The sequence below is a fragment of the Westiellopsis prolifica IICB1 genome (assembly GCF_004323185.1).
GTDB classification, from domain to species: domain Bacteria; phylum Cyanobacteriota; class Cyanobacteriia; order Cyanobacteriales; family Nostocaceae; genus Pelatocladus; species Pelatocladus prolificus_A.
In genome coordinates this window covers 986891-1010676 of the sequence record NZ_NAPS01000002.1, presented here as the reverse complement: position 1 = coordinate 1010676, position 23786 = coordinate 986891, and the positions used below count along the sequence as shown (strand labels likewise).

Below are 23786 nucleotides of genomic sequence, written 5' to 3'. Positions count from 1 at the left end.
GTCAAGCGTCAATAGTCAATGGGTCAAAAAACTATTTGCTTTGGGCAATTGACAATTGACACTTGACTTTGGACAAATTACTAAATGTAATACATAAAATTCAACTGCCGTCGTGAATCGCGTTTTTCACAGAGGTCGGCAAGTGTGTATTTATGTAAAACTGAGTTTGCTGCCTCACGCGCTTCTTGCCAAATTTCTTCTACAACAGCACCATCTACAGTTTTGGGCTTATCTTCTTCATTGGTCTGCACCTTATCTAAGCCTTCTACACATGCTAATACTTCAAAAAGCGTGATTTTCCAAGGTTCTCGCGCCAACAAGTAACCACCTTTTGATCCTCGTTGGCTTTTGATTAGACCCCCACGCCTCATGATAGCTAGCAATTGTTCTAGATAGCGATCAGGTATATTTTGTTGTGCTGCTATTTGACGAATTTGTAGCGGTTCTCCACTTTGGTAACGAATTGCTAATTCTAACAAAGCAAGAATTGCGTATTCTGATTTACACGATAGTTCCACAGCTAATAATATGAAATAAATAATCCCTGTTACTTTTTTAGTATACTCCGGTTACCTACTAGGGTTTGTTGTTTTTATAATTAAAAACATAAAAAACCCCGCTCAAAGGCGGGGAAAACATTTTTGCTGTTGTTAGATGATTGGGAAAAAACCACTAATCAACTAACAACTATTAACAAACAACTAAATTAGAATGTGAAGGTTGTTCTGAGTGTACCGATAATCGCGTCATCGTTATTGCTATTTTGACCAGGAGAAGTTACCCAGACCACACCAGGAGTGATGGAGATATTGTCGCTGACTTGATATTTGTAGAAGCCTTCAAAGTGGTATGGTACATCACCATCATCTACATTTGCAAATCTGTTGCGAGCATAGGGTTCAGCACCAGCGAAAATACCCAATACGTTACCTTTCTTGCCAAGATCTGGGAAGGCAACTCCTAGACCATAACTCCAAGCTTCAAAGTCATCATTGGAGCCGCCACCACTGACATCATGGTAAGAAACGAAGCCACTTACCGAGAATCTATCGCTGGGTCTAAAGGCTGCTGATAAGCCGTAGGAATTACTGGAAGATCCGTCTGTAGTACTCAAAGTATTGGCTTGACTAGTACCAACTACAGAGTTATTTACAGAACCCGCATCAAACAGAGAACTGCCTGCACCATGATAGCCATGAACATAAGTTGCGGCTAATGCCAAGCGATCGCCCAAGTTAAAGTTCAGCTGTCCAAGAGCGGCATAGTTGCCATCAAATACACCTGAACCATCAGTGGGACTACTAGCTTCAGATGCTAAATAACCGACTGTGACTGAAGTTGGTAGAAGGAAACTGCGCTTGTCGCCAAAGCCGAAGTTCACTGCTGCACCAGCGCCACCACCAACACGGAAAACAGGGTTTTCCGAAGCAAAGGTAGACAACGCACCATTACCACCGTCGTAGTCTTCAAAGTAAGGGTTAGCAGTAGCAGCAACGTCACTCCAAATACCACCAGTCGCAGCAACATAAACTCTGGCATTATCACCCAATGGGAAGTAGTATGCCAACCAGTCTATATCGACGTCGTTGTTACCAGTGTTACCGATATTAAAGGTTTGCAGACCTTCTGCACCACCGTTATCACCGATATTTAATCTTTGAGCATTACCAGCAGCAAGACGGGTGTGTAACAAGTCTCTACCAGTGAAACTGGTTTGTAAGTCTAAACGAACCCTGTTTTGGAAGACGGTGTTGTTATTATCGTTGTCACCAAAAGAATCAGTCAGAGCAAAGATTGCTTCACCAACTAATTTGGTTGTGGTTGAGAATTGGTTAGCTTCCAACTCAGCTGTACGTGCTTCTAATGCATCCACACGACCGCGTAAGGTTGCTAGTTCTGCGGAAAATTCTTCTTGTAAGCGCTGTAAGGTCGCCAAATCTTCTTTAGTTACCAAATCAGCTGTTGCTGTAGCGATTAATTCATTGACCCGATCCAAACAAGCATTCAAACCTGCGGCAAATTCATAGCGGGTCATGGGACGGTTGCCGCGATAAGTGCCGTTCGGGTAACCTGCGATACAGCCATAGCGCTCAACCAAGGACTGAAGTGCTTGGAATGCCCAGTCAGTTGGTTGTACGTCGGAGAACTGAGAAACCGATGTTACCTGCGATTGGGAATTAGCAACTTTCCCTTCGCTACCGTATTGGTTAACTTGGTCTAGGACGTTAACTTCTGTTGACTGTACTTGCTGTACTTGCTGTGCTTGAGCTAGTTGTGTTATTTGTGTTTGTTGTTGTACCTGAGCCAAGATATTTGACTGCTCGGTTGTTTGGGTTGGTACAACAACGGAAGCAGAATTATTTTGTTGTTGTTGATTTGTAGATAAGTCTGCTTTGACTACTTCAGGGGTAGGGCCGTTAGGGGCTGCGATCGCAGTTGTTGAAACTAAAAGTGCGGCTCCTAAAACTGCTGGACTTACCACTAATGATTTCCACAAGATATTAGACATCTTCCTGTTCTCCTCACACCTCGTTCTAAACATTTAATTTGCTGCAACTATTGCCAAATATGCAACTTCTCGTTGAAACCTGTGGATGAGGCATACGCCCCTAAGACAATTTTAGTTTTTGCCAAGCTAAACAGTAAATTAAATTCTCTATAGATAACTTTATGTGGTTAACCTATGCAAAAACATATCTTTATAGCTTGTCATTATAAAACATCTGAGTCAGAAGACAATACGTGAGAGTTCGCATATACAACTGTCACATTTGCCTCGCTTTTTCTTGAAATTTCAAGCATTATTTGTCATTTCTATCATTAGAGCGATCGCCTCCTACAAAACCATACTCGGAATCTAGTTGTTGAAACTCACACAGGATCTGTTGTAATTTCTCGTTTGGTTTACTAAGAGTTATCACTTAACTTATTTGAGAAATTACCTTGGCTAATTCAAAATCTTTCTGCGTTAAACCACCAGCATCATGAGTCGTCAGTGTGATTCTAACTTTGTTATAAGAAATCTCTATATCTGGATGATGCCCTGCTGACTCGGCCGGTTCAACAAGTTTATTTACAAACTCTATTGCCTGTAAAAAATCTTTAAACTGACGCTGAGTCTGTAATTTTGCTCCCTCTACTGTCCAGCCTGAGAGGTTGCTTGCTAAATCTTGAACCTCTGCCTCTGTAAGTAATTGTGCCATATCATCCTTCCAATATCATTAGTTAGTGATATTTTGCATCTGATGAGACTGATAGTATTAACTACTGCTCTAACTTTTATACTTTTGACTTTGTTAATTACCTCTGCTAAAATTTAGATGCTTTTTACTTTATTGATGTCAAGTATTTAGCTTTACTTCACTCTGTAAGTTAAGACTCAATTCATTGGGTACTGTTCCCATGATTTGATACAAGTTTATAGATTTTTATAATTATTTTAAATTGCAATTTTGGTAAATTTTATACTTAAAAATACTTACCCTAAACTAGGATGATCTTTCAGATTCCTTCCTATTTACCTTACAGTTAGGGCGGGATAAAAAAATCTTTGTTCTAGATGTTAATGTACTTAACACCAAATTGGTTGGTCTTTCGCGACAATTTTTACTATCTATATATACATAATTATATATAAAAACTATCCGCTCTTACTTTAGATCGGGTGATCTAGGTAAGAGCGGTCTAGTTGGGTCTTCAGGTTGCAACCTAACTGCCGGATGGAACTCCAAATCAGCTTTGCTGCTTGAGGTAAACTAGTCTCTCAATCAAGACTAAAGCTGACTTTTAGAGAACAGCCCCGGCACACAGCCGGCTTCCTGCAACCTGATGACCCATGCGTTTACTACTATCTGTCATGGGCATCACCTCCTTGTTGCCTGAGCGGTCTTAGTCTCAAAAAGGCAGAGCTTGTAGCTCTGGGTTGTTTACAACTATATATACAATATAGCACAAGCTTTAATCATTGTCGCGATTAAACATCTTTTTTGTCACCCAAAAGGAAGTCGCGTACTAGAAAAAAGCTGGAAATCGATTTCGCATCCATGAGTTCACCTTGTAGAATTGCTTTCTCCAATTCTTCTGGAGTTAGTAAAACTGTTTCGATATCCTCGTCTTCTTCTTGTGCTGGTGGTGTTTCGAGTTTTTCTAAATCTTGAGCCAAATAAGCGTAAATAATTTCATCAGAGTACCCTGGAGCAATAAAAAATTCTCCTAATGTCTGCCACTTATAAGCACGATAGCCTGTTTCTTCTTCTATTTCCCGCTTCACTGTATCCAATGGGTTTTCATTCATTTCCACTGTTCCCGCTGGAAATTCTAACAATCTCCCCCCAACCGCAAAACGATACTGACGTACGAGAACGAGTTTCCCCTCTGGGGTTATGGGTACAGCCAAAGCACCTCCAGGGTGACGAATACACTCCCATTCTCCTTCTGATTTGTTAGGCAAACGTAGGCGATTGACCTCAAAATTAAACTTACGTCCTCTGTAGAACAGACATTGTTTGAGTAGCTGGGGTAATTCTCTACCTAATGGCATAGTTAATGTGTTTGAGTTTAAGAATCACTAGAAAAAGGATTTATGACTTTTAGGGTGTAAGGAAAATCATGAATCAACTTAAATTAATATCAATTTCTACACACTATATTTTTGGTGTCAATATCATACGTTCGTGAGTAAATGTACTTCAGAACAGTCTATATCTTTACTCAATTCCAGAATTGAGCGTCCGGAAACCGGGTCTACCCACTTGGGGGCAATTTCTGCTAATGGCACTAACACAAAAGCGCGTTCCCGCATTCTAGGATGGGGAATTTGGAGTTTTGGCGTATCCACAATTAAGTCATCATATAACAATAGATCCAAATCCAAGGTGCGAGGACCCCAACGCTCTTTGCGGACACGTCCAAATTTTGTTTCTATCTCTAGCAAACTTGTCAATAATAAATATGGTGAAATCTTAACCTGGAGAATCACACAACCATTCAAATAATCTGGCTGTGGTGGTCCTATGGCTTTAGTTTGATACCAACTGGATCTCCCTTCTAAAATAGTAGCTGGTATTTGCATCAAATTTTCTATAGCCGTTTCTAAAATTGTGTAGGAATCTCCAAGGTTACTACCTAGAGCAATTGCAACATGCTTCCAGTCATTTTGATAGAGCATTGTTTATTGTCTCTGTCTGCGGTTTGCTGTGTGCAAATATTTTCAATGCTTTGACAACTCCAAATATTACTGAATATAAAGTATAAAATTCTGCTATTTTATTTATATTAATTTCAAAAAAATTTATTTGTTATATAGTGAATTAAGCTAATAATTTATTAGGATACTGTACAAACACAAACGTTGTGTACCAATCTGAAAATTTGATGGTGGTTAGGTTGGAACTACTGGAAGTGAGGAGCTGACGTGGCGAAGTTTACCTCCTGGTTTAAAGAAAAAACAACAAAATCGAGTGAACCTCAAACAGAAAAATCTGGATCACCTGCTGGTGATCCCCAAAAAAATGAGGAATCCACAAATGAACAAAACCATGACGAGAACCGACCACCAACAAAACTAGAGCAAGCCAAGCAGAGATTAACTCAAGTAGTTGCCAAGCTTCCTGGTAGTCCCAAGCCCCTATACCGTCGTTATTGGTTTTGGGCTGGCTTGGGTGTAAGTGGCGGGGTCGCTGCTATTTGTTACGGGGTGTGGTCAATAGATCAAACATTACCAAACAAAGACGAATTAAGTGCTGTTGTCAGAGAGCAAACACTAACTATCAAAGCTGCTGATGGAACGATTTTGCAACAGCAGGGAGAAGCAACTAGAGAACAGCTCAAACTAGAGGAAATACCAGACAAACTTAAAAAAGCTTTTCTGGCCTCAGAAGATAGAAGATTTTATAAGCACGGCGGTATTGATGCTCAAGGAATTGTCAGAGCAGTTTTAAATAATTTGCGATCGCAAAACTTCGTAGAAGGTGGTAGCAGCATCACACAACAGCTAGCACGAATTCTCTTTCTTAAACAAGAACGAACAATCTGGCGTAAGCTCAAAGAAGCTCGTCTAGCACAAAAAATCGAAGACCAATTATCTAAAGACCAAATTTTAGAGCGTTATCTGAATCTAGTGTATTTGGGTTCAGGAGCCTATGGTGTTGCGGATGCGGCGTCGGTGTACTTTAGTAAACCAGTACATGAACTCACCTTGGGCGAAATGGCAACAATAGCAGCTTTACCCCCCGCCCCAAATCGTTTTTCGCCCCAAGTGAATCTAGGATCTGCCCAACAGCGAAGAAATTTAGTTTTAGAGCGGATGCATGAAGACGGGTATATTACAACAATTGAAAGAGACATCGCGCTTGCTGAAAAATTAGCCGTTAGACCCAGTCCACCCAAACGCTGGCAAATAGAAGCACCATACTTTATTAGTTATATCCAAAAAGAATTACCGAAATATGTTTCGCCAGAGGTTTTAAATGCAGGTGGTTTGACGGTGGAAACATCCCTCAACCTCTCTTGGCAAAAGTCAGCAGAAGAAGCTGTTGATAAAACTTTACGTAACCAAGGTAGCTGGGAAAACTTTAAACAAGCTGCTTTAGTAGCGATCGATCCCCGGACTGGTACTATTAAAGCCATGGTGGGGGGAAAAGACTTTGGTAAAAACCAGTTTAATCGAGTTACCCAGGCAAAAAGGCAGCCAGGATCAACTTTTAAGGGATTTGTGTATGCAACAGCTATTGCGACTGGAAAGAATCCATATGATGGTTACGAAGATGCACCCTTAATTGTGGATGGCTACGAGCCAAAAAACTTTAGTGAGAGTTTTCATGGTTGGATGAATATGAGAGATGCTCTCACCAAGTCAATAAATATTATTGCGGTGAAGGTGTTGCTGAATGTTGGATTTGAGCCGACAATAAAACTTGCCCATGAGATGGGAATTCAATCGGAACTCAAGCCGGTGTATTCTCTAGCTCTCGGCTCGAACGAAGTTAACCTATTAGAATTAACCAGTGCTTACGGTTCCTTTGCCACTCAGGGATTACACGTAGAAGCCCACGGCATCACCCGGATTCTCAACCGCCAAGGTAAGGTGATCTGGAGAGATAATTTTCAGCCCAAACGAGCCTTAGATATAGAAAGTGCCGCGATTATGACCTGGATGTTACGTAATGTGGTCAATGAAGGTACTGGTGGTGCTGCCCAACTCAATGATAGAACTGTTGCAGGTAAAACTGGTACTACCGATGAGGCTAGGGATTTGTGGTTTATTGGCTTTATACCCCAGTTAGTAACAGGTGTATGGTTGGGTAACGACAATAACCAACCAACCGGGGGTAGTAGCAGTACGGCTGCTTATACTTGGCATGAATTCATGGAAAAAGCAACAGCAGGAATGCCGGTGGAAAAATTTCCCGAACGACCTAAACTAGAAGGTCGCAAAGGTACTATCAAAGCCCAACCGATCAAAGCTAAACGAATTATTAATCCTCCTGCACCTTCTAATAATGGAAATTCTGATGGGGGAAATCAACAGATCAATTCTGATGATAGCGATCGCCGATCATCTCGCCGAAGAAGATACAGACGAAACTACGAACAGCAGCAAGAACAGCAACAACAGCCAACCCCAAGACGACGCAGACGCCGTTACCGAGAACAGCAAGCTACTGACGACTCTAGTTCCCAAAGAAGTTATCGGCGTCGGTATAACAGTTCCGAATCAGTTGCAAATAATGAATCTTCCTCATCTCAACCACGGCGACGATATAGACGATATTCAAATTCTTCTGCGTCTGTAACTCCTCGATTACGATCTACCTCATCTACTAGCAATTCTTCTAGTTCTACACCCACATCTTCTTGGCGAGAAAGACTTAAGCCAAGTTCGTCAGAATGAAATGGGGATCGGGGATCGGGGATCGGGGATCGGGGGACGAAGAGGACAAGGAGGACAACAGAAGGGAGATGACTCGAAAACAATTGACGATTGACGATTAACAAACAACCATTACTAATCTCTTCCTTTCCCTCTGACTTGTGATGGATGTGGATGGTATGCTCTTTTTATAAGTTTTTAAGTAGTGTTACTTATTTTAGGAGATTATACTCATGAATTTATTGATGCAAGCAGCAGCACAAGCAGCTAACGAACCTCATTTTCCCTTTGCTTTCACTGCGGTATATGTAGTAGGCTTTATTGCTGCTGTTACTATTGGTTCAATTGCTTGGTATAACTCCAAGCGTCCAGTAGGTTGGGAAGATAAAAGCCGTCCTGACTTTGTCCCCAAAGTTGACAAAGATGAAACTCCTGGTGTGTGAGTAAATAGTCAATGGTCAATGGTCAATAGTCAATGGTTAATAGTAAAACAACTCTTGACAATGGACACTTGACAATGGACTTTTGACTATGATTAATTTTGAATTTCAACCCAACGACGGTAAAGCTTTTGAATTTGTTTGAGAAGGACATTCAATCCGGCTTGGGTTGATTGCTCCTGGCTAGATAATTGTTGTAATTTAGTCAGCAGTTTTGCTTCTTCTATTGCAACTTCATCATCAGTGTAGATTAAACCACTAATTGCTTGAATCAGGTTTTGGCAATCTTCCATGCTGGGATACTCACCCAAATATTCTTTTACCCAGTCGTAGCATTCGATTGGCTTCACAGGAACTAACTCGTATAATAAAGGCTTAATATCTGGATCGCTAGCTACTCCCTTTTCTTGGGCTATTTGATGGAGATATTGCCTTTCTTCCGGTTGGATTCTGCCATCTATCCAAGCTGCTCCAATTAGGATTTTGACTAAGTTTTTGACATTACTGGAGTTCACTGACATCACAGCCTCCTATAGTTCACACTGCCCTCTTTGAAATCTTACAACCGCTAACAGTATTCACCCTGAATCATTGGTTTTTCTTAAACGAACCATGAAAAATCCATCCATATCATGTTGATGAGGTAATACTTTCAGCCAGCCTTGTAACGTGGAATACCTAGAAAAATATATATTCTGGCTCGAATTCTCTATTTTCCAATCTGGGTTTTCTGCTAAGAATGATTCTATTACGGCTTCATTTTCGGCTGGATGCAATGTACAGGTAGCATAAACTAATATTCCTCCTGACTTGACAAAAGTACTAGTATGTGAAACTAGTTCTTTTTGCAGTAGTGAAAGTTCTTGTACAGACTCTGGTGTTTGTCGCCAACGTGCATCAGCATGACGATGTAGAGTCCCCAAACCAGAACAAGGTGCATCTAATAAGACACTATTAGCAGAGTTGTGAAATTGAGGTAAGTTACGGCTATCACCAACGCAAATTTCTATAGACTTGAGATGAAGTCGTTGAATGTTTTGTTGAAGTTTCCGCATTCGAGAAGGAGTGCGATCGCACGCCCAAATTTTTCCGGTATCCTGCATTAACTCGGCAATATGAGTAGTTTTACCACCTGGTGCAGCACAAGCATCAATCACTACTTCTTTTGGCTGGGGATCAAGGAAATGACCAACCAATTGAGCGCTACTATCTTGGATACTCCACCAACCCTGATTGAAACCGGGGAGATTTTGAATTTGACCTGGATGACTAAGTAATCTTAAAGCTTGCGGTAGGTGGGGAAGACGTTGACAGGAAATACCAACTGCTTGCAATCCTGTTTCTACTGTTTCTAAATCAGCCCGCAGTGTGTTCACCCGCAAATCAATTGTTGGGGTTTGGTTCATCCACATACACAGTTTCTCTGTTTCAGGAACACCAAATTGGTCTACCCACACTTGAATAATCCAATCAGGAAAACTGTGTAAAATACCCAAACGTTCCACAGGGTTTTCTGGTAGCTCTAAAAAAGACGTGATCAAAAGGTCAATTGCAGATGCGGAGGATATTTCATCCGTATTTCCCGTCTCCCAACCTCCCCCATGTCCCCCATGTCCCCCCACTTTCTCTAACAGGCGAATAAATTGGCGCAATAAACCATTTACAAAACCAGCCAGCCCAACAAAACCGTTTTCCTTAGCTAATTGCACGGTAGTATTAACAGCAGCACTAGGAGGAATTCGTTGTTGATACAGTAACTGATATAAACCCAGATGCAAAATTGTGCGGAGGTCTTTGGGTTGCTGATGAGACTTTTTTGTGGCCAGTTGATTAATGATGGCATCGAGAGTACGCTGTCTCCTGGTACACCCATAGACCAATTCTGTAACTAAACGGCGATCGCTGAGTCTTTTTACACCAATTTCACCATCTGTTATATCTGCTTTGGGCAATACTCGGTCTAGTGCTACATCAGCATATGCTCCGTTGTGGACTTCTCGCAAACCAACAAAAGCTAGTTGGCGAGGTGAAATATTTTGGTTTCTGGATTTTTGATGTTGCAATGTGATTCCGATGATCTGTTATAAAATTATTAGGATGCCAAAAAAATTAAATAACTTTAAATTAATTTCTACCTCTACCCTCAGTACAAAATAGACACAGGGCAAATAATTCTTTTATCTTTACCCTTTGATTTTTTACTACAACTGTGGCTGCCAATTTATCACGAAATCTAAACATTAAACTTTGATTTTAAACACTTTATATTCTACTATTATATTTTTATGAATTTGTCATTAAGACATTTACAATATTTGATTTAGGGTGCTTAGTTTTTTTGTTTTTATCTACCTTGTTTACTTAGTTTTACTGTTTGTATTGGTAAATAATATTACTCGTGTTGTAAATAAAGGCGAAACTCACACACCATTATGAAGATAAATTTTGAGAATTTTTCTATTCTTCACCGAAAAAAATTAATATTAACATATGGTAACAAGCTATCCTAAAGCTATGCAAATAGCTTTAGGGTATTTTTACTCACTGAAACCCACACAGAGCATAGGACACTCCTAACTAAATGACAACAAGAAGCATGTAAGAGTCGATTTAGGAAAAGTGTACTATGTAGCAAATTTTTCTTTTTTGTTAACTAAATCCATTAAAAGTTATCAGGATTAAAAGGTCAGTAGGCATCAATGTCTTATTATTTTTTTGATACAGAAAATCAGCGTTACAAATCTTTTGAGTTACCAGGCGCAAAACCACACTATAACCCTGATCGCCCCGGACAGGTTGAACATATTTTTCTAGATCTCGATTTAGATATTCCTAACCAAAGCGTTCAAGGTCAGTGCAATATTAGTTTGTTGCCTATTCGTAGTGGTATTGACCGTTTGGTATTAGATGCTGTTAACTTGAACATTGAATCGGTTTTAGTGGATGAAGTTAGCCAGAAGTTTGATTACGACGGTCAAAAATTGTCGGTTCAACTGCATTCGCCGACTATAGCAAATAAAGGAATTGCGATCGCGATCGCCTATTCTGTCCAAAAACCCCAACGAGGGATCTACTTCATCCAACCAGAAAAACATTACCCCCACAAACCTACTCAAGTATGGACACAGGGTGAAGATGAAGACTCACGCTTCTGGTTTCCTTGCTTTGATTATCCAGGACAATTGTCCACTTCCGAAATTCGTGTCCGTGTTCCCAAACCCCTAATTGCGATTTCCAACGGTGAACTGATTGCCACAGAAGAAGATGGCGATGATAAAATATACCACTGGTCGCAACAACAAATTCATCCTACCTATTTGATGACATTAGCTGTAGGTGATTTTGCAGAAATTCGCGATGAGTGGAATGGTAAACCTGTTACTTACTACGTGGAAAAAGGACGGGAAGCAGACGCTAAACGGAGTATGGGCAAAACTCCGCGCATGATGGAGTTTTTGAGCGAAAAATACGGCTATGCTTACGCCTACCCCAAATATGCTCAAGTCTGCGTTGATGATTTTATCTTTGGTGGTATGGAAAACACTTCCACCACACTTTTAACTGATAGGTGTTTGCTGGATGCTAAAGCAGCATTAGATAATCGCAACACAGAAAGTTTAGTAGTCCACGAACTCGCCCACCAATGGTTTGGTGACTTGGTTGTGATCAAGCACTGGTCTCATGCTTGGGTAAAAGAAGGTATGGCTTCTTACTCTGAAGTAATGTGGACAGAGCATGAATATGGTGCAGATGAAGCAGCCTATTACCGTTTAGGAGAAGCCCGCAGCTATTTAGCAGAAGATAGTGGTCGCTATCGCCGCCCGATGGTAACACACGTTTACCGAGAAGCTATTGAGCTTTATGATCGCCATATTTATGAAAAAGGGTCTTGTGTTTATCACATGATTCGTACGGAATTGGGTGACGAAATGTTTTGGCAAGCCATGCAGACATTTGTCCAGGATAATGCCCATAAAACTGTAGAAACAATAGATTTGTTGCGGGCGATCGAAAAAGCGAGTGGACGTAATCTTTTATTCTTATTTGATCAGTATGTTTACAGAGGCGGACATCCTGATTTTAAAGTAGCTTACTCCTGGGATAGTGATGCTAATTTAGCTAAAATCACCATAACTCAAACTCAAGCAGCATCAGATAATAATGGCAGTAAGAGTAACTTATTTGACCTGAGAGTTCCTATTGGTTTTGGGTATGCCGAAAATAGTGCGCCTGCTGAGTTAAAAATTTTCAAAGTACGGGTTCACGAACGCGAACAAACTTTCTATTTTCCACTGCAAGAGAAACCCTTGTTTGTCAGCTTTGATGTTGGCAATAATTTCTTGAAAACAGTTTCCTTGGAGTATCCAGTCCCAGAATTAAAAGCCCAGTTAGAATTTGATCCCCATCCGACTTCACGCATTTACGCAGCTGAAGCCTTGGCGAAAAAAGGAGGATTAGAAGTCCTCAAAGCACTAGAAACAGCACTGCAAAAAGATCCTTTCTGGGGTGTGCGGCAAGAAGTAGCTGCTCAATTAGCAGAAATCAAATTAGATCAAGCTTTTGATGCTTTAGTGCTAGGGTTAAAAGATGAAAATTCAAACGTGCGTAAAGCTGTAGTAGAAGCACTGGCGACAATTAAAACCCACGCCAGTTATAAAGTTGTCAAAGAAGTAGTTGAGCATGGAGATACTAGCTACTATGTCGAAGCAGCCGCCTCCCGTGCCGTTGGAACAATCGCAGCTGCTAGTTTGGAAGAAAAACCCAAAGAAGAAAAAGTTTTGAAACTGCTGAAAACAGTTTTAGAAGAAAAAGCTGGTTGGAATGAAGTGGTACGTAGTGGGGCGATCGCTGGTTTAGCCAAGCTCAAAACTTCCGAAGCAGCCTTAAATTTAATTTTGGAATACACTAAAGCTGGTGTTCCTCAGCCTTTGCGTTTGAACGCAATTCGGGCATTAGGTACAGTTTCTGTTGGTCAAACTTCTGCTAACGTAGAACGAATCTTAGACCATTTGGCAGAACTGGCAAAAGAAAGATTCTTTTTAACTCAAGTAGCAGTGCTGACAGCCTTGGGAAATATGGAAACTCCCAAAGCCATTACTATCTTGCAATCCCTTGGCGAGCAAACAGCAGACGGACGAGTACGCCGCTATGCTGAAGAAGAAATTGCCAAAGTGCAAAAAAGTATTGGTACAGACACCGCAGTTAAACAACTACGCGAGGAACTTGATCAGCTCAAACAACAAAATCAAGAACTCAGAAGTCGTCTGGAAAACTTAGAAGCGAAGGCGAAGTAGTTGTTTGTTGGCGGTTGTTTGTTATTCATTGATGGTTTCGTATTGAGGTACTTCAAACTCATGTTGAGGTACTTCAAACTCATGTTGAGGTACTTCAAAGTCGTGTTGAGGTACTTCAAAGTCGTGTTGAGGTACTTCAAAGTCGTGTTGAGGTACTTCAAAGTTGTGTTGAGGTACTTCAAAGTTGTGTTGAGGTACTTCAAAGTCGTGTTGAGGTAAATCTACAGTGAAGGCGATCGCACTACAATTTAACTAATTTGGCAGAATTCCCCATCCCTATAGGGTGGGGAGAGTTGGAAACCTATTACAACAATTCTGTAAATCGGGGATCGCTTTGCAAGGTTTTGAGGATTTGTTTGATTTCTTGAGTACGGTCTTTTTTGACAACTAGAGTCACATTGCGATCGCGTACAATTACGACATCTTCTAGACCAATCGTGACGATCACATCATCAGCATTGCTAGCATAAATAATTGCACCCTGTGTATCTAACCCTAGGTGAGTTCCTAGTTCCACATTTGGGTTATCTTCTTTTTTTAATAAACGTTCGATCGCATTCCAATCACCTAAATCATCCCAGCCAAAATCCACTGGTAAGACATATGTCAAATTCGTTTTTTCCATAAGAGCATAGTCTATACTCTTCTTAGGTAACTGGGGATAGATATCAGGGCCGTGCTGTATCAACGGTTCAATAATTTCTGGAGCATGGATTTGTAGTTCCTTGAGAACAACACCCGCCCGGAAAATAAACATCCCGCTATTCCAGCTAAAACGTCCCGTCGCTAGAAAATTTTCTGCCGTTTCTCGGTCAGGCTTTTCAGTAAAGCGGTTGACATGATAAGCTGGCAAGTCATTAAAGCAACCAGTCTGTTCGCCTTGTTCTATGTAACCGTAGCCAGTTGATGGAAAGGTCGGCTTGATCCCCAGTGTGACAATTGCTGCTGTGTTTGCTGCTAGTTCAATTGCTGCATTTATTGTGCTTGCAAAAGATTCTTGGTTAGCAATCCAGTGATCAGCAGGGAAAAAGCCGATAATAGCGTCATCTCCGTAACGCTTTTTGATTTCCAAGCTTGTCCAAGCGACTGCGGCGGCTGTGTCCCTTCCCTGAGATTCGACTAGCAAGTTATTTGATGGCAGTTCAGGTAGTTGTTCTTTAACTCCTTGAGCTATTTGACTAGAAGTAATGACCGATAAGCGATCCCAACCGCCTGCTAGTGGTAGCAGTCGATCAGCCGTTGCTTGTAGGAGACTTCTAGAACTACCATCTAGGTTTAAAAATTGTTTGGGTCGATTTTGGCGACTGAGGGGCCAAAAACGCTCGCCTTTACCACCAGCAAGAATTACTGGGAACAATGCTTGAGTCATGTTGTCATAGAGACTTACTTAAGAACACTACTAAGTGTACTGTGGTGTTCGTCACTGGCAAGATTTGTTGCTTCGATTAACATTAGGTTTAGGGAGTGGATGAGTGGGGAGATAGTTTGTGATTAAACAAGTAGCACAGATCAAAAATCAGGGTAAATCTCAACAAGGACAAAAATCAACTGATGAGTCAAATCCACAGCAAAAAACGAAAATCTCATCTGAGTTTGTAGAATCTGTGGGTTCCATACCCAGCCAACTTTATCAGAGGTTGGGTTTGGCAATGCCTCGCTGGCTATTTTGGTTTTTGACAATAGTTGTAGGGATCACACTTTCAGGGTTATTAGTATCGACTTTAGCGCTTTGGACTCCGCTCTGGAGCGATATAGATCGAACAGATGAAGAGTTAGGGATGGGCGGCCCAGACGCAGAAAAAACACCATTACCAGGAGAAATTTGGAGCAACATTTCTCAATACAAACTCACACGCCCAATGAATATTCTAATCATGGGTATCGAACCAGTCCGGGGTAGCGTTAATGGTTCACCAGAAAGTTATGCTGCGAGCAGCGATACTATGTTGCTGGTGAGACTAAACCCAGAAAATAATACCATACGGGTGCTGTCGATTCCTAGAGATACTATGATTGCGATCCCAGAATCAAAGGGATTGACTAAGGTATCCCAAGCTAACGCCCAAGGCGGCCCGGTGTTGGCGGCACGGGTTGTAAGTCGTACTCTGAGTAATGCACCGATTGATCGCTATATCCGTATTTCTACTAGTGGGTTACGGCAGTTGGTGGATCAGTTGGGTGGAGTAGAGGTGTTTGTTCCCAAACCAATGGAATACAAAGACTCTGCTGCGAAGTTTTCTATTAATTTAGTTAGTGGCTGGCAAACTCTCAACGGTGAACAGGCTGAACAGTTTGTGCGTTACCGCGATAATAATCTGGGGGATCTCAACAGAATACAGCGACAGCAAGCATTGTTGATGGGTTTACGCGAACGCTTGTTTAGTCCGACGGTTTTACCCAGATTGCCACAGTTAGTTCATATTATGGGTAAGTACTTTGACACCAATTTGAAAGTAGAAGAGATGATGGCACTAGTCAACTTCTCTTTGAACATGGAGCGGGATAATTTTCAGATGACCTTGCTACCAGGTATTTTCAGTCGTTTAAGTGCAGATCCTGATAGTTATTGGTTGAATCTAACTGGAAAAGTTGATTTGCTCGATAATTATACTGGAGTCAGCATAGGTGGTCTCAAACCAGATACGCGATCGCTACCTAGCCTCAAAATTGCTATTCAAAATGCTTCCAATCAACCTCAGCTAACTGGCAAGGTGATCAATTCTCTCAAAAGCAAAGGCTTTAAAAAAGTTTATGCTATCTCAGATTGGCCTGACGGGCATAGTGAAACTAAGATTATTGCCCAAAAAGGTAATCGCCAAGCCGCAGAACAACTGCAAAAAATCTTGGGTTTGGGAACAATTGAAGTATCAGCAACTGGTGACTTAGAATCTGATCTAACTATTAGAGTTGGGAAAGATTGGAAGTAGTTATTTGTCATTGGTCATTGGTCATTGGTCATTTGTAAACAACAGATGATTAGTGACAAAGGACTGTTTTATGAGAAATTATTTGCTGTGCTTTTTAGGGTTGATTTTGATTTTGGCTCTTGCCTTTTTATGGGTAATGCTAAATGCTAAACCAGCGATCGCTCGTTAAATAAAATTCATAGTCGTTAATTAGTGGTTATTTGTGATTAGATCTAGCAAATAACCACTATTTTTTTGAGAACGTAGACGCTTTAGCGGCTTGCCGCAGGCTACCACATAGACGCGCTCATAGGCTTCTCGCAGGGTAGAACACAAAGAAGACAAAGAATATACTGATATTCCCACAAATGAGCAAGGATAAATGACAAATGACAAAATCTCAGATTTCCGGTTAAATGTTCAAGGATAAGGCTATCTATATAATTGTCGGGTACTGGGTGTGACGGAAGAACAGAAAGTTTCTCGTTCCTTGGCTGGAATTGCTGGTATTATTGCCGCCGCTACTTTAATTAGTAAAGTATTTGGGTTAGTCCGGCAGCAAGTGATTGCAGCTGCTTTTGGTTTGGGGCCTGCGGCTGATGCTTTTAATTATGCTTATACAATTCCTGGTTTTCTGCTGATTTTGTTAGGGGGAATTAACGGGCCTTTTTACAGTGCTGTTGTCAGTGTTTTAGCTAAACGTAAGAAAGAAGAAGCAGCTCCTCTAGTAGAAACTATTACAACGCTAGTGGGTGGAGTGCTGTTAATTGCATCAATTTTATTGGTGATTTTTGCACCTACTGTCATAGATTTGTTTGCACCTGGTTTAAAAGTACCAGGAAAAGAATTAGTCAGAGCGATCGCCATTAATCAACTCCAAATTATGGCACCGATGGCGGTTTTGGCAGGTCTGATTGGGATCGGTTTTGGCGTTCTCAATGCTGCTAATCAATATTGGCTACCTTCTATTAGTCCTTTATTTTCTAGCGTTACGGTTGTTGTTGGTCTCGGTGTCCTGGCTTGGCAAATTGGTAGCAAAATTAGCACGCCTGAATCCGCCATGTTAGGTGGAATGGTGTTAGCAGGGAGTGTTTTAGTAGGTGCGTTTTTGCAGTGGCTAGTACAAGTCATCGCCCAAGCCAAAGCGGGTATGGGTAAATTCCGATTGCGATTTGATTTTCATCAGCCGGGAGTCAGTGATGTAATGAGAATCATGCTACCAGCTACCTTTTCATCAGGAATGCTGCAAATTAACCTGTACACAGATTTGTTTTTTGCTTCTTTGATTCCTTTTACAGGGGTTGCTGCTGCTTTGTCTAACGCCGGCTTACTTGTACAGACACCTTTGGGAATTATTTCCAATGTGATTTTGGTTCCCCTGTTACCCATGTTTGCCCGACTTGCTGCTCCTGAACATTGGCATGAGCTAAAATTACGTATTCGTCAAGGACTGTTACTTTCTGCTTTTACAATGCTGCCTTTGGGCGCATTAATGATAACTTTAGCTGTGCCAATTGTGCGAGTCGTCTACGAACGCGGTGCTTTTAAAGGTGCGGACTCAGAATTGGTAGCTTCTTTGCTGATTGCAAATGGAATCGGGATGTTTGTCTATTTGGGGCGTGATGTCCTAGTACGGGTGTTTTATGCTTTGGGCGACGGTGCAACACCCTTTCGGATCAGCATGATAAATATTTTCCTGAATGCTTTGTTAGATTTCCTTTTAATTAAATCTTTGGGTGCTCCCGGTTTAGTATTAGCAACAGTGGCAGTCAATTGCAGTTCTGTGTTGATGCTATTTTTCTTGCTTAACCGGAGATTGAATGGCTTACCTTTACGAGAATGGTGTTTACCGATTTTCGGTTTGACTGCTGGTAGTATTGTCGCTGGTATAGCTAGTTTTGCTACTCTTCAAGTTTTGCAGCGATTTTTAGGTGTAGATGGTTTGTTGATTCAATTAGTGCAGTTAACTATATGTAGCTTAGTTGGTTTGGGTGTTTTTGGTGCGATCGCTGCTTGGATGAAATTACCAGAAGTTAATATTTTTGTGTTTCGTCTGCGTCAAAGGTTTTTGAAGAAATAGATTTTAACGGGGATTGGGGATCGGGGATTGGGAATCGGGGATCGGGAATCGGGGACAAGGGAAGGGAGCAGGGAACGCGGAGAAAAACCAATGACAAATGACCAATGACACTAAAGCAAAAACCCCGATGCGAAACACCGAGGTAATGTAACCATGAGGAATCCAAATGTCCAGAGGAGATAAGAGAATTAATAAAAATTAACTTATGTATATAAATGTAAATCATACTGTTACAAATAGTCAACATAAATTGACAAAACAATCCTGAACAGATGATAAGTTTTATTTATGTATAAAAGGATAACAGATAAATGATGTCAGTCTTTGACAATCCAAAATCGTTCGACTGAGCGCTCACGACGAAATCCAAAATCCAAAATCCAAAATCCTATGACTATGGCGCGTAAACGGTTGATTATCGAAATGGGAATGGGGATAGATCAGCATGGACAAGATCCAACAGTAGCAGCAGCTAGGGCTGTGAGAAATGCGATCGCCAACAATGCTTTACCTGGTGTTTGGGAGGTAGCGGGCTTGAGTCATCCGAATGAGATGATTGTAGAAGTGCAAGTTGCAGTACCCTACCCTGAACAAGTCCGCCAAGAAGAGGTATTATCTGTATTACCTTTTGGTCGTAAATCCTTGAGTGTTGAGTCTGGGGGAATGGTTGTTCAAGGTAAAGCTATCCCTGAACTTGATGATAAAAATGACGAAATGTTGATAGCTGTCGCTGCTGTTACAGTCCTAATTGAGAATGAAGAATGAGTCATTAAAGCATTCACAACAAAATTTATGAGTACAGACAATACAGCAGCACAAATACAAAATTGGGATAATTTTTGTCGATATCATGTCAATAGAGATTGGTATGGCACTTGGACAAGATACTCTGCTGATGGACAAATAATAGAGAGCTTTCATTGTATTAGAAGTTTTAAAAATAGTGCCGATGGTAATCAAATATTTCACCAAAATCACTATACATACGCCGACGGTACAAAGGAGACAAAGACTTTTGGCCCTTATCAAAAACCGATTACCAGAGCCTTATTTTTAGATAATGCTTTTTCTTGGGGTTCTTCAAAGCTTGAATCAGGTTCAAATTTTGGTTTTGAGACAGGTTTGAGCTATGAAGATAGACGCGCTGGTGTTGTAATTATGTATGATGAAGCTGGCGATTTAGAAAAAATCGTAGTTATTCCCGAAAATTTAACTTCATTCCCAGAAACACCAACTCCTGCGTTTCAAAAAGAGTCTATAGAATCTATTGATAATTGGAAAGGAACAGCTAAAACTATGACACCTGATTGGATAGTGTCATCTCCTGTGGATATTTATTGGAGTCAATTAGAAAAGCTAGGTAATTGTTTTCAAACGTTATATTTTTGTGATGGTATTTCGATTACTTGTCCACCTAAAATATCACTAATACAAGACTTTTTTGCCGTAGTTGATTGGCAAATTAATCCCAGCTTATTACTACGTGCTATTCGCAATTATGACAGTTGTGATTTTATTAATTTTACACTACAAACATTTGTTGCTGATAGATAAAGCTTGATTTATGAATAATTAATACCAATTTAATATGAAGACGCATACAAAGACCCCACCCCCAACCCCTAAGCGCTTGCGGGGAGGGGAGCAAAAGCGCAGCTTTGGCGGGGTGGGGTTTTCAACTGCACTTCACACAACTGAGAACCGCTATAATATGCGGCTTCACAGAAAATTGCTATAACCTCATATTTTAGTGAATCTTTTAACTTGATAATCTAGGATGAATATGATTTCACAAGAAACCATCGCAGCTTTAATTGCTAACTATTTTGCCAATATTTCCGCTATGAATGCTGAAGGCTGGATTGAAAATTTTGCAGAAGATGCTATAAGTTATGACCCGGTTGGAGAACCACCGACAAAAATTCATGAAAATTTTGCTGCATTTATCAATCAGTTAAAAACTGTATTTAATAAATTAGAAGCGACAACTGAGCATATTTTTATTGCAGGTAATGAAGCAGCTGTCAAATGGACTATGCAGGGAATAACTAAAAATGACAAATCAGTGACATTTGCAGGAATAACAGTGTTTGAAATTAACAATTTTGGTAAAATTCAAACCACACGTGCTTATTGGAATCCGGCGCAAATGCTTGCACAGCTGCGTTCTTAGAAATAAGCGATCGCTCATTTACTGCTATGCGCTAAACTAGAGGCATCGGGGTAGGAGTCTCATCAAAGTAAATCTCATAAATAATTACTCTTGACCACTCCAGAAACGATGTCTCGCGAAAATAACGAATCACTTCAAATTCAGGAAATCAACAAACTCAAGCCAGTACACTTTGCGGACTTAATTAGAGCTGCACAATTAATTTTTGATCCTGCTACGGGTGTGTCTGGAATATATAGAAAAGTTGATTGGAAAGAATTTGGTATTCCTGACGATGTCACAGAAAACCTCAAAGCTATCGGTCAGGAATATCGATATGCATCTCCTCATGTCTCTCCTGAAATCATTTGGAGTAAATTAACCCCAGCAACTCGAATTTGGTTTTTTGAGAACAGAAATGATTTATGGCAATTTGAGGAATTTTTTCCTGCTCTTGATGAGGATTAAAAATTATTACTACTGGTGGTTAGTTGCTAGTGAATGTACAGAGATGTCATAGCATATCTGTACATTGGTTAGTTGTTAGTAGTTAATATTTAGCATAACTAATCAGTAGCAAATATGTAAAGTAGTGAAGCTCTAAAGTGTAAACTACTAAATCCTCTAATCTCTAGTTTCTAATTTCTAAATACCTCTCTCTTCACAGGGTATTGCTAGAAATTGTCTGTTTTTCAGTGTGCAGATTCAACAATTATCTTTATTTATTAAGGTTAGCGATCGCCAATGCTAGAACGTGGATCGGGTAGAATTAATTTTTCTCAAAGTAGCAAATCCAATAATTCAAGCTCTTCTTCCTGCTTGAATTTAATTCTAATGTTATTAAGTAAGTCGGCGTCAAAAATTCAATGTTTGTAGTCAGTGATACTTTGCCAGTAGCGCTTACTACAGGCTAATTTTCAAGTTTTACTTTTCCTTACATTGTTCGGTCAATTCATCCCGACTCACTTACTAACGTACCATTCGTGAGAGGTTAACATTTTAGATTTTGGATTTGGGAACACACAAATACATAAATCCAGACATCAACAAGAAAAACCTGAAGAATGTTGTCAAGTTTGCTACAAATAAGCATATACTGTAGCTGGCTACTGAGGGCGAACGATGGGACTCGAACCCACGAGTGGAGGAACCACAATCCTCTGCCTTAACCACTTGGCTACGCTCGCCATTGCGTTTCCTATTATAGCACTTCCTTGAGAAATTAATCCAAAATTTTTTCAAGGAACGGACTTAGGTAATCTTCAGTCTAAAGACTACAGCAAATCACCCTTCAAAAAATGAGAGTTCTAAAAACAATAACATATGTGGGAGTCTTTGGTCTAGCTGCTTTGGGTGTGGTAATGACTCAGACTAATCCCAATCAAGTGGAATATGAAGAGTACGCAGCACAAAGACTGACAGAATATCTCAACACAAATGTCTGTAAAAAAACTCCAAAATTTTTAGAAAATGTCATAAAGTTCAATTGCAGGCAGGTAGTAAATTCTGCTCAACCGCAAATTCGGGAAATCATAGCTGAGAGTACGGAACGTCAAGATTTTATTATTTTTAGTATTTATCGTACAAATTTAAATGTGAATTCGCTAATACCTGCATTGAGGGTTGACTCTGTTTTACCTTCTACACCTGGTTATAAATTTGAGACACTGGGAGCTTTTGAGCAGTTTTACACATACAAGGCTGAACAGCAATGAGGGATTGGGGATTGGAGGGGAGTGCAAAGAGAATTATTTAACAAGTCTCTTCCCCAATGACAAAGAACAAATGACAATCTTTACTATTTAACTTTTTTGTGCTGCTATCACATAAAATTTTAATGAAGTTTTTGTCAGAAAGAAATAAAACTTTAGTTATAAATAATTGAACTGCAAGTCTTTCTTTAGGAGAAGGTGAAGATTTGCTGTAATGTTTAGCATTTTTAAATAGAGCAGCGTAAAAACATATTTTTTTGTAACTACTAGAACTTTGTTGTGAAATATAGCAACTAAGTTCTAGTAAGTGGATAAAGCAGTTAACTTTTTGACGAACGCTTTCTCCTCATTATTTTGCTGTCAATTCCAAGATTTCAAGAGAGGAAACTAACTAATGTTTTTTCATAAAAAAGAGACAATACATGTAGTTGATGTCAAAGAAGCTAATCCACGTTTTGCTCAATTACTTTTAGAGCAGTTTGGTGGTGCAACAGGTGAATTAACAGCAGCTTTGCAATATTGGACTCAGTCATTCCACTGTGAAAATCCTGGAATTCGGGATATGCTACAAGATATTGCACTAGAAGAGTTTGGTCATTTAGAAATGGTGGGAAAACTCATTGAAGCTCATACCAAAAATGTTGACCAAACAGAAGCTTATAAAAGTACTTTATTCGCTGTCCGGGGTATGGGACCACATTTACTAGATAGCCAAGGTGTTGCTTGGAATGCTAATTACGTCAATGAAGGTGGTGATGTAGTACGTGATTTAAGAGCTGATATTGCTGCTGAAGCTGGTGCGCGTCAAACTTACGAAGAATTAATTAAATTAGCACCAGATGAAGGTACGAAAAAAACTCTCGTTCATCTTTTGACTAGAGAAATCTCTCACACCCAAATGTTTATGAAAGCACTAGATTCTTTGGGTAAATTAACTGATCCATTCTTTGGCAACATTCAACCTGATAATACTGTCGATATTTACTACAACTTGTCTACAAATGGCAAGGATGAACGTGGTCCTTGGAATTCTGAACCAACTTTCCGTTACGTTGCTGATCCTGTCGCCGAAAAGCAATCCTAATTAATTAGGGTTTGGTACTTAGTTATGTGTTGGTTGTTGGCTGGAAAATAATCTTTCTATCAGCAACCAACAATAAATATTAAAAATAATATTCACAATTTGCTAAGATTATTTAACCTGATATCTTGTACCAGTTGCAATCAGCCGTAAAATAAATTTTCGGCTCAAAGCTTAAACCCATTAAAATGGGTTGAAACCCTAGCCGGTAGGTTAAAAACTTAACTTTGGCTGAAAGCCAAAGTTTTAAT

At 40.2% G+C, this 23786-nt stretch carries 19 protein-coding genes and 1 tRNA gene; 11 read left to right on the top strand and 9 right to left on the bottom strand.

The genetic code is table 11. The annotated features are described in order from the left end of the window. Window positions 1-80: 80 nt before the first annotated feature. The 5 genes from B4U84_RS18680 to folK all read right to left on the bottom strand — a co-directional run bounded on the left by B4U84_RS18680 (window position 81) and on the right by folK (window position 5167). On the bottom strand, window positions 81-518 hold the full coding sequence (locus B4U84_RS18680; protein ID WP_131119984.1) for an RrF2 family transcriptional regulator: 438 nt from the start codon (window positions 516-518) through the stop codon (window positions 81-83). 188 nt (window positions 519-706) lie between these two features. Further along, a complete protein-coding gene (locus B4U84_RS18675; RefSeq protein ID WP_131119982.1) occupies window positions 707-2509 on the bottom strand; it encodes an iron uptake porin in 1803 nt (600 codons plus the stop codon). 412 nt (window positions 2510-2921) lie between these two features. Further along, the gene (locus B4U84_RS18670) at window positions 2922-3203 is read right to left on the bottom strand and encodes a 4a-hydroxytetrahydrobiopterin dehydratase (protein ID WP_017310629.1); all 282 of its coding nucleotides are present in this window, start codon (window positions 3201-3203) and stop codon (window positions 2922-2924) included. Window positions 3204-3973: 770 nt separating this feature from the next. Then, window positions 3974-4540 (bottom strand): NUDIX hydrolase, encoded by a 567-nt coding sequence (locus tag B4U84_RS18665; protein WP_131119980.1) that lies wholly within the window; start codon window positions 4538-4540, stop codon window positions 3974-3976. Window positions 4541-4663: 123 nt separating this feature from the next. Further along, window positions 4664-5167, bottom strand: coding sequence for a 2-amino-4-hydroxy-6-hydroxymethyldihydropteridine diphosphokinase (folK, locus tag B4U84_RS18660; protein WP_131119978.1), 504 nt, complete (start codon window positions 5165-5167; stop codon window positions 4664-4666). Between the two features lie 246 nt (window positions 5168-5413). On the opposite strand from folK, the gene B4U84_RS18655 reads away from it, so the two are divergent. Beyond that, window positions 5414-7891 carry a transglycosylase domain-containing protein gene (locus tag B4U84_RS18655; protein ID WP_131119977.1) on the top strand — a complete coding sequence of 826 codons (2478 nt, stop codon included), beginning with the start codon at window positions 5414-5416 and terminating at the stop codon, window positions 7889-7891. Window positions 7892-8103: 212 nt separating this feature from the next. After that, complete coding sequence (gene psb35, locus B4U84_RS18650) at window positions 8104-8313, top strand: photosystem II assembly protein Psb35 (protein ID WP_017310624.1); 210 nt, start codon at window positions 8104-8106, stop codon at window positions 8311-8313. 92 nt (window positions 8314-8405) lie between these two features. Here psb35 and B4U84_RS18645 read toward each other — a convergent pair whose 3' ends face one another. Both B4U84_RS18645 and B4U84_RS18640 read right to left on the bottom strand, forming a co-directional pair. Further along, window positions 8406-8831: a tellurite resistance TerB family protein gene (locus tag B4U84_RS18645; protein ID WP_131119975.1), complete on the bottom strand. Its 426-nt coding sequence runs from the start codon at window positions 8829-8831 to the stop codon at window positions 8406-8408. A gap of 57 nt (window positions 8832-8888) precedes the next feature. Then, window positions 8889-10373, bottom strand: coding sequence for a 16S rRNA (cytosine(967)-C(5))-methyltransferase (locus B4U84_RS18640; protein WP_131119973.1), 1485 nt, complete (start codon window positions 10371-10373; stop codon window positions 8889-8891). A 636-nt stretch (window positions 10374-11009) separates the two neighbouring features. Between B4U84_RS18640 and B4U84_RS18635 the strand changes: the two genes are divergently transcribed. Further along, window positions 11010-13604, top strand: coding sequence for a M1 family metallopeptidase (locus B4U84_RS18635; protein ID WP_131119971.1), 2595 nt, complete (start codon window positions 11010-11012; stop codon window positions 13602-13604). A 304-nt stretch (window positions 13605-13908) separates the two neighbouring features. Here the strand turns inward: B4U84_RS18635 and B4U84_RS18630 are convergent, their stop codons facing one another. Next, on the bottom strand, window positions 13909-14973 hold the full coding sequence (locus tag B4U84_RS18630; RefSeq protein ID WP_131119969.1) for a mannose-1-phosphate guanylyltransferase: 1065 nt from the start codon (window positions 14971-14973) through the stop codon (window positions 13909-13911). A 118-nt stretch (window positions 14974-15091) separates the two neighbouring features. Here B4U84_RS18630 and B4U84_RS18625 point away from each other — a divergent pair, with 118 nt between their 5' ends. From B4U84_RS18625 to B4U84_RS18600, 6 genes are all read left to right on the top strand, one after another. Continuing rightward, complete coding sequence (locus tag B4U84_RS18625) at window positions 15092-16531, top strand: LCP family protein (RefSeq protein ID WP_044448203.1); 1440 nt, start codon at window positions 15092-15094, stop codon at window positions 16529-16531. A gap of 439 nt (window positions 16532-16970) precedes the next feature. Beyond that, the gene (gene murJ / locus B4U84_RS18620) at window positions 16971-18590 is read left to right on the top strand and encodes a murein biosynthesis integral membrane protein MurJ (protein WP_131119967.1); all 1620 of its coding nucleotides are present in this window, start codon (window positions 16971-16973) and stop codon (window positions 18588-18590) included. A 396-nt stretch (window positions 18591-18986) separates the two neighbouring features. Further along, on the top strand, window positions 18987-19355 hold the full coding sequence (locus B4U84_RS18615; RefSeq protein ID WP_131121005.1) for a Lin0512 family protein: 369 nt from the start codon (window positions 18987-18989) through the stop codon (window positions 19353-19355). 27 nt (window positions 19356-19382) lie between these two features. Beyond that, window positions 19383-20144 (top strand): DUF3598 family protein, encoded by a 762-nt coding sequence (locus B4U84_RS18610; protein WP_131119965.1) that lies wholly within the window; start codon window positions 19383-19385, stop codon window positions 20142-20144. Window positions 20145-20373: 229 nt separating this feature from the next. Beyond that, entirely contained in the window at window positions 20374-20763 is a 390-nt protein-coding gene (locus B4U84_RS18605) for a nuclear transport factor 2 family protein (protein WP_017310613.1), read from the top strand. Window positions 20764-20871: 108 nt separating this feature from the next. Beyond that, on the top strand, window positions 20872-21210 hold the full coding sequence (locus tag B4U84_RS18600) for a hypothetical protein (RefSeq protein ID WP_017310612.1): 339 nt from the start codon (window positions 20872-20874) through the stop codon (window positions 21208-21210). Window positions 21211-21856: 646 nt separating this feature from the next. Here B4U84_RS18600 and B4U84_RS18595 read toward each other — a convergent pair. Then, window positions 21857-21929: transfer RNA gene (locus B4U84_RS18595), tRNA-His, on the bottom strand. A gap of 111 nt (window positions 21930-22040) precedes the next feature. On the opposite strand from B4U84_RS18595, the gene B4U84_RS18590 reads away from it, so the two are divergent. Beyond that, window positions 22041-22457 (top strand): DUF4359 domain-containing protein, encoded by a 417-nt coding sequence (locus B4U84_RS18590; RefSeq protein ID WP_044448210.1) that lies wholly within the window; start codon window positions 22041-22043, stop codon window positions 22455-22457. Between the two features lie 391 nt (window positions 22458-22848). Then, on the top strand, window positions 22849-23538 hold the full coding sequence (locus B4U84_RS18585; RefSeq protein ID WP_017310610.1) for a manganese catalase family protein: 690 nt from the start codon (window positions 22849-22851) through the stop codon (window positions 23536-23538). Window positions 23539-23786: the final 248 nt, after the last annotated feature.

Excerpts from the sequence above, each read along its gene's own strand:
- B4U84_RS18675 (WP_131119982.1), bottom strand. The coding sequence starts at position 2,509 with ATGTCTAATATCTTGTGGAAATCATTAGTGGTAAGTCCAGCAGTTTTA.
- B4U84_RS18670 (WP_017310629.1), bottom strand. The coding sequence starts at position 3,203 with ATGGCACAATTACTTACAGAGGCAGAGGTTCAAGATTTAGCAAGCAAC.
- B4U84_RS18665 (WP_131119980.1), bottom strand. The coding sequence starts at position 4,540 with ATGCCATTAGGTAGAGAATTACCCCAGCTACTCAAACAATGTCTGTTC.
- folK (WP_131119978.1), bottom strand. The coding sequence starts at position 5,167 with ATGCTCTATCAAAATGACTGGAAGCATGTTGCAATTGCTCTAGGTAGT.
- psb35 (WP_017310624.1), top strand. The coding sequence starts at position 8,104 with ATGAATTTATTGATGCAAGCAGCAGCACAAGCAGCTAACGAACCTCAT.
- B4U84_RS18645 (WP_131119975.1), bottom strand. The coding sequence starts at position 8,831 with ATGTCAGTGAACTCCAGTAATGTCAAAAACTTAGTCAAAATCCTAATT.
- B4U84_RS18635 (WP_131119971.1), top strand. The coding sequence starts at position 11,010 with ATGTCTTATTATTTTTTTGATACAGAAAATCAGCGTTACAAATCTTTT.
- B4U84_RS18630 (WP_131119969.1), bottom strand. The coding sequence starts at position 14,973 with ATGACTCAAGCATTGTTCCCAGTAATTCTTGCTGGTGGTAAAGGCGAG.
- B4U84_RS18615 (WP_131121005.1), top strand. The coding sequence starts at position 18,987 with ATGGCGCGTAAACGGTTGATTATCGAAATGGGAATGGGGATAGATCAG.
- B4U84_RS18610 (WP_131119965.1), top strand. The coding sequence starts at position 19,383 with ATGAGTACAGACAATACAGCAGCACAAATACAAAATTGGGATAATTTT.
- B4U84_RS18605 (WP_017310613.1), top strand. The coding sequence starts at position 20,374 with ATGATTTCACAAGAAACCATCGCAGCTTTAATTGCTAACTATTTTGCC.
- B4U84_RS18600 (WP_017310612.1), top strand. The coding sequence starts at position 20,872 with ATGTCTCGCGAAAATAACGAATCACTTCAAATTCAGGAAATCAACAAA.
- B4U84_RS18590 (WP_044448210.1), top strand. The coding sequence starts at position 22,041 with ATGAGAGTTCTAAAAACAATAACATATGTGGGAGTCTTTGGTCTAGCT.
- B4U84_RS18585 (WP_017310610.1), top strand. The coding sequence starts at position 22,849 with ATGTTTTTTCATAAAAAAGAGACAATACATGTAGTTGATGTCAAAGAA.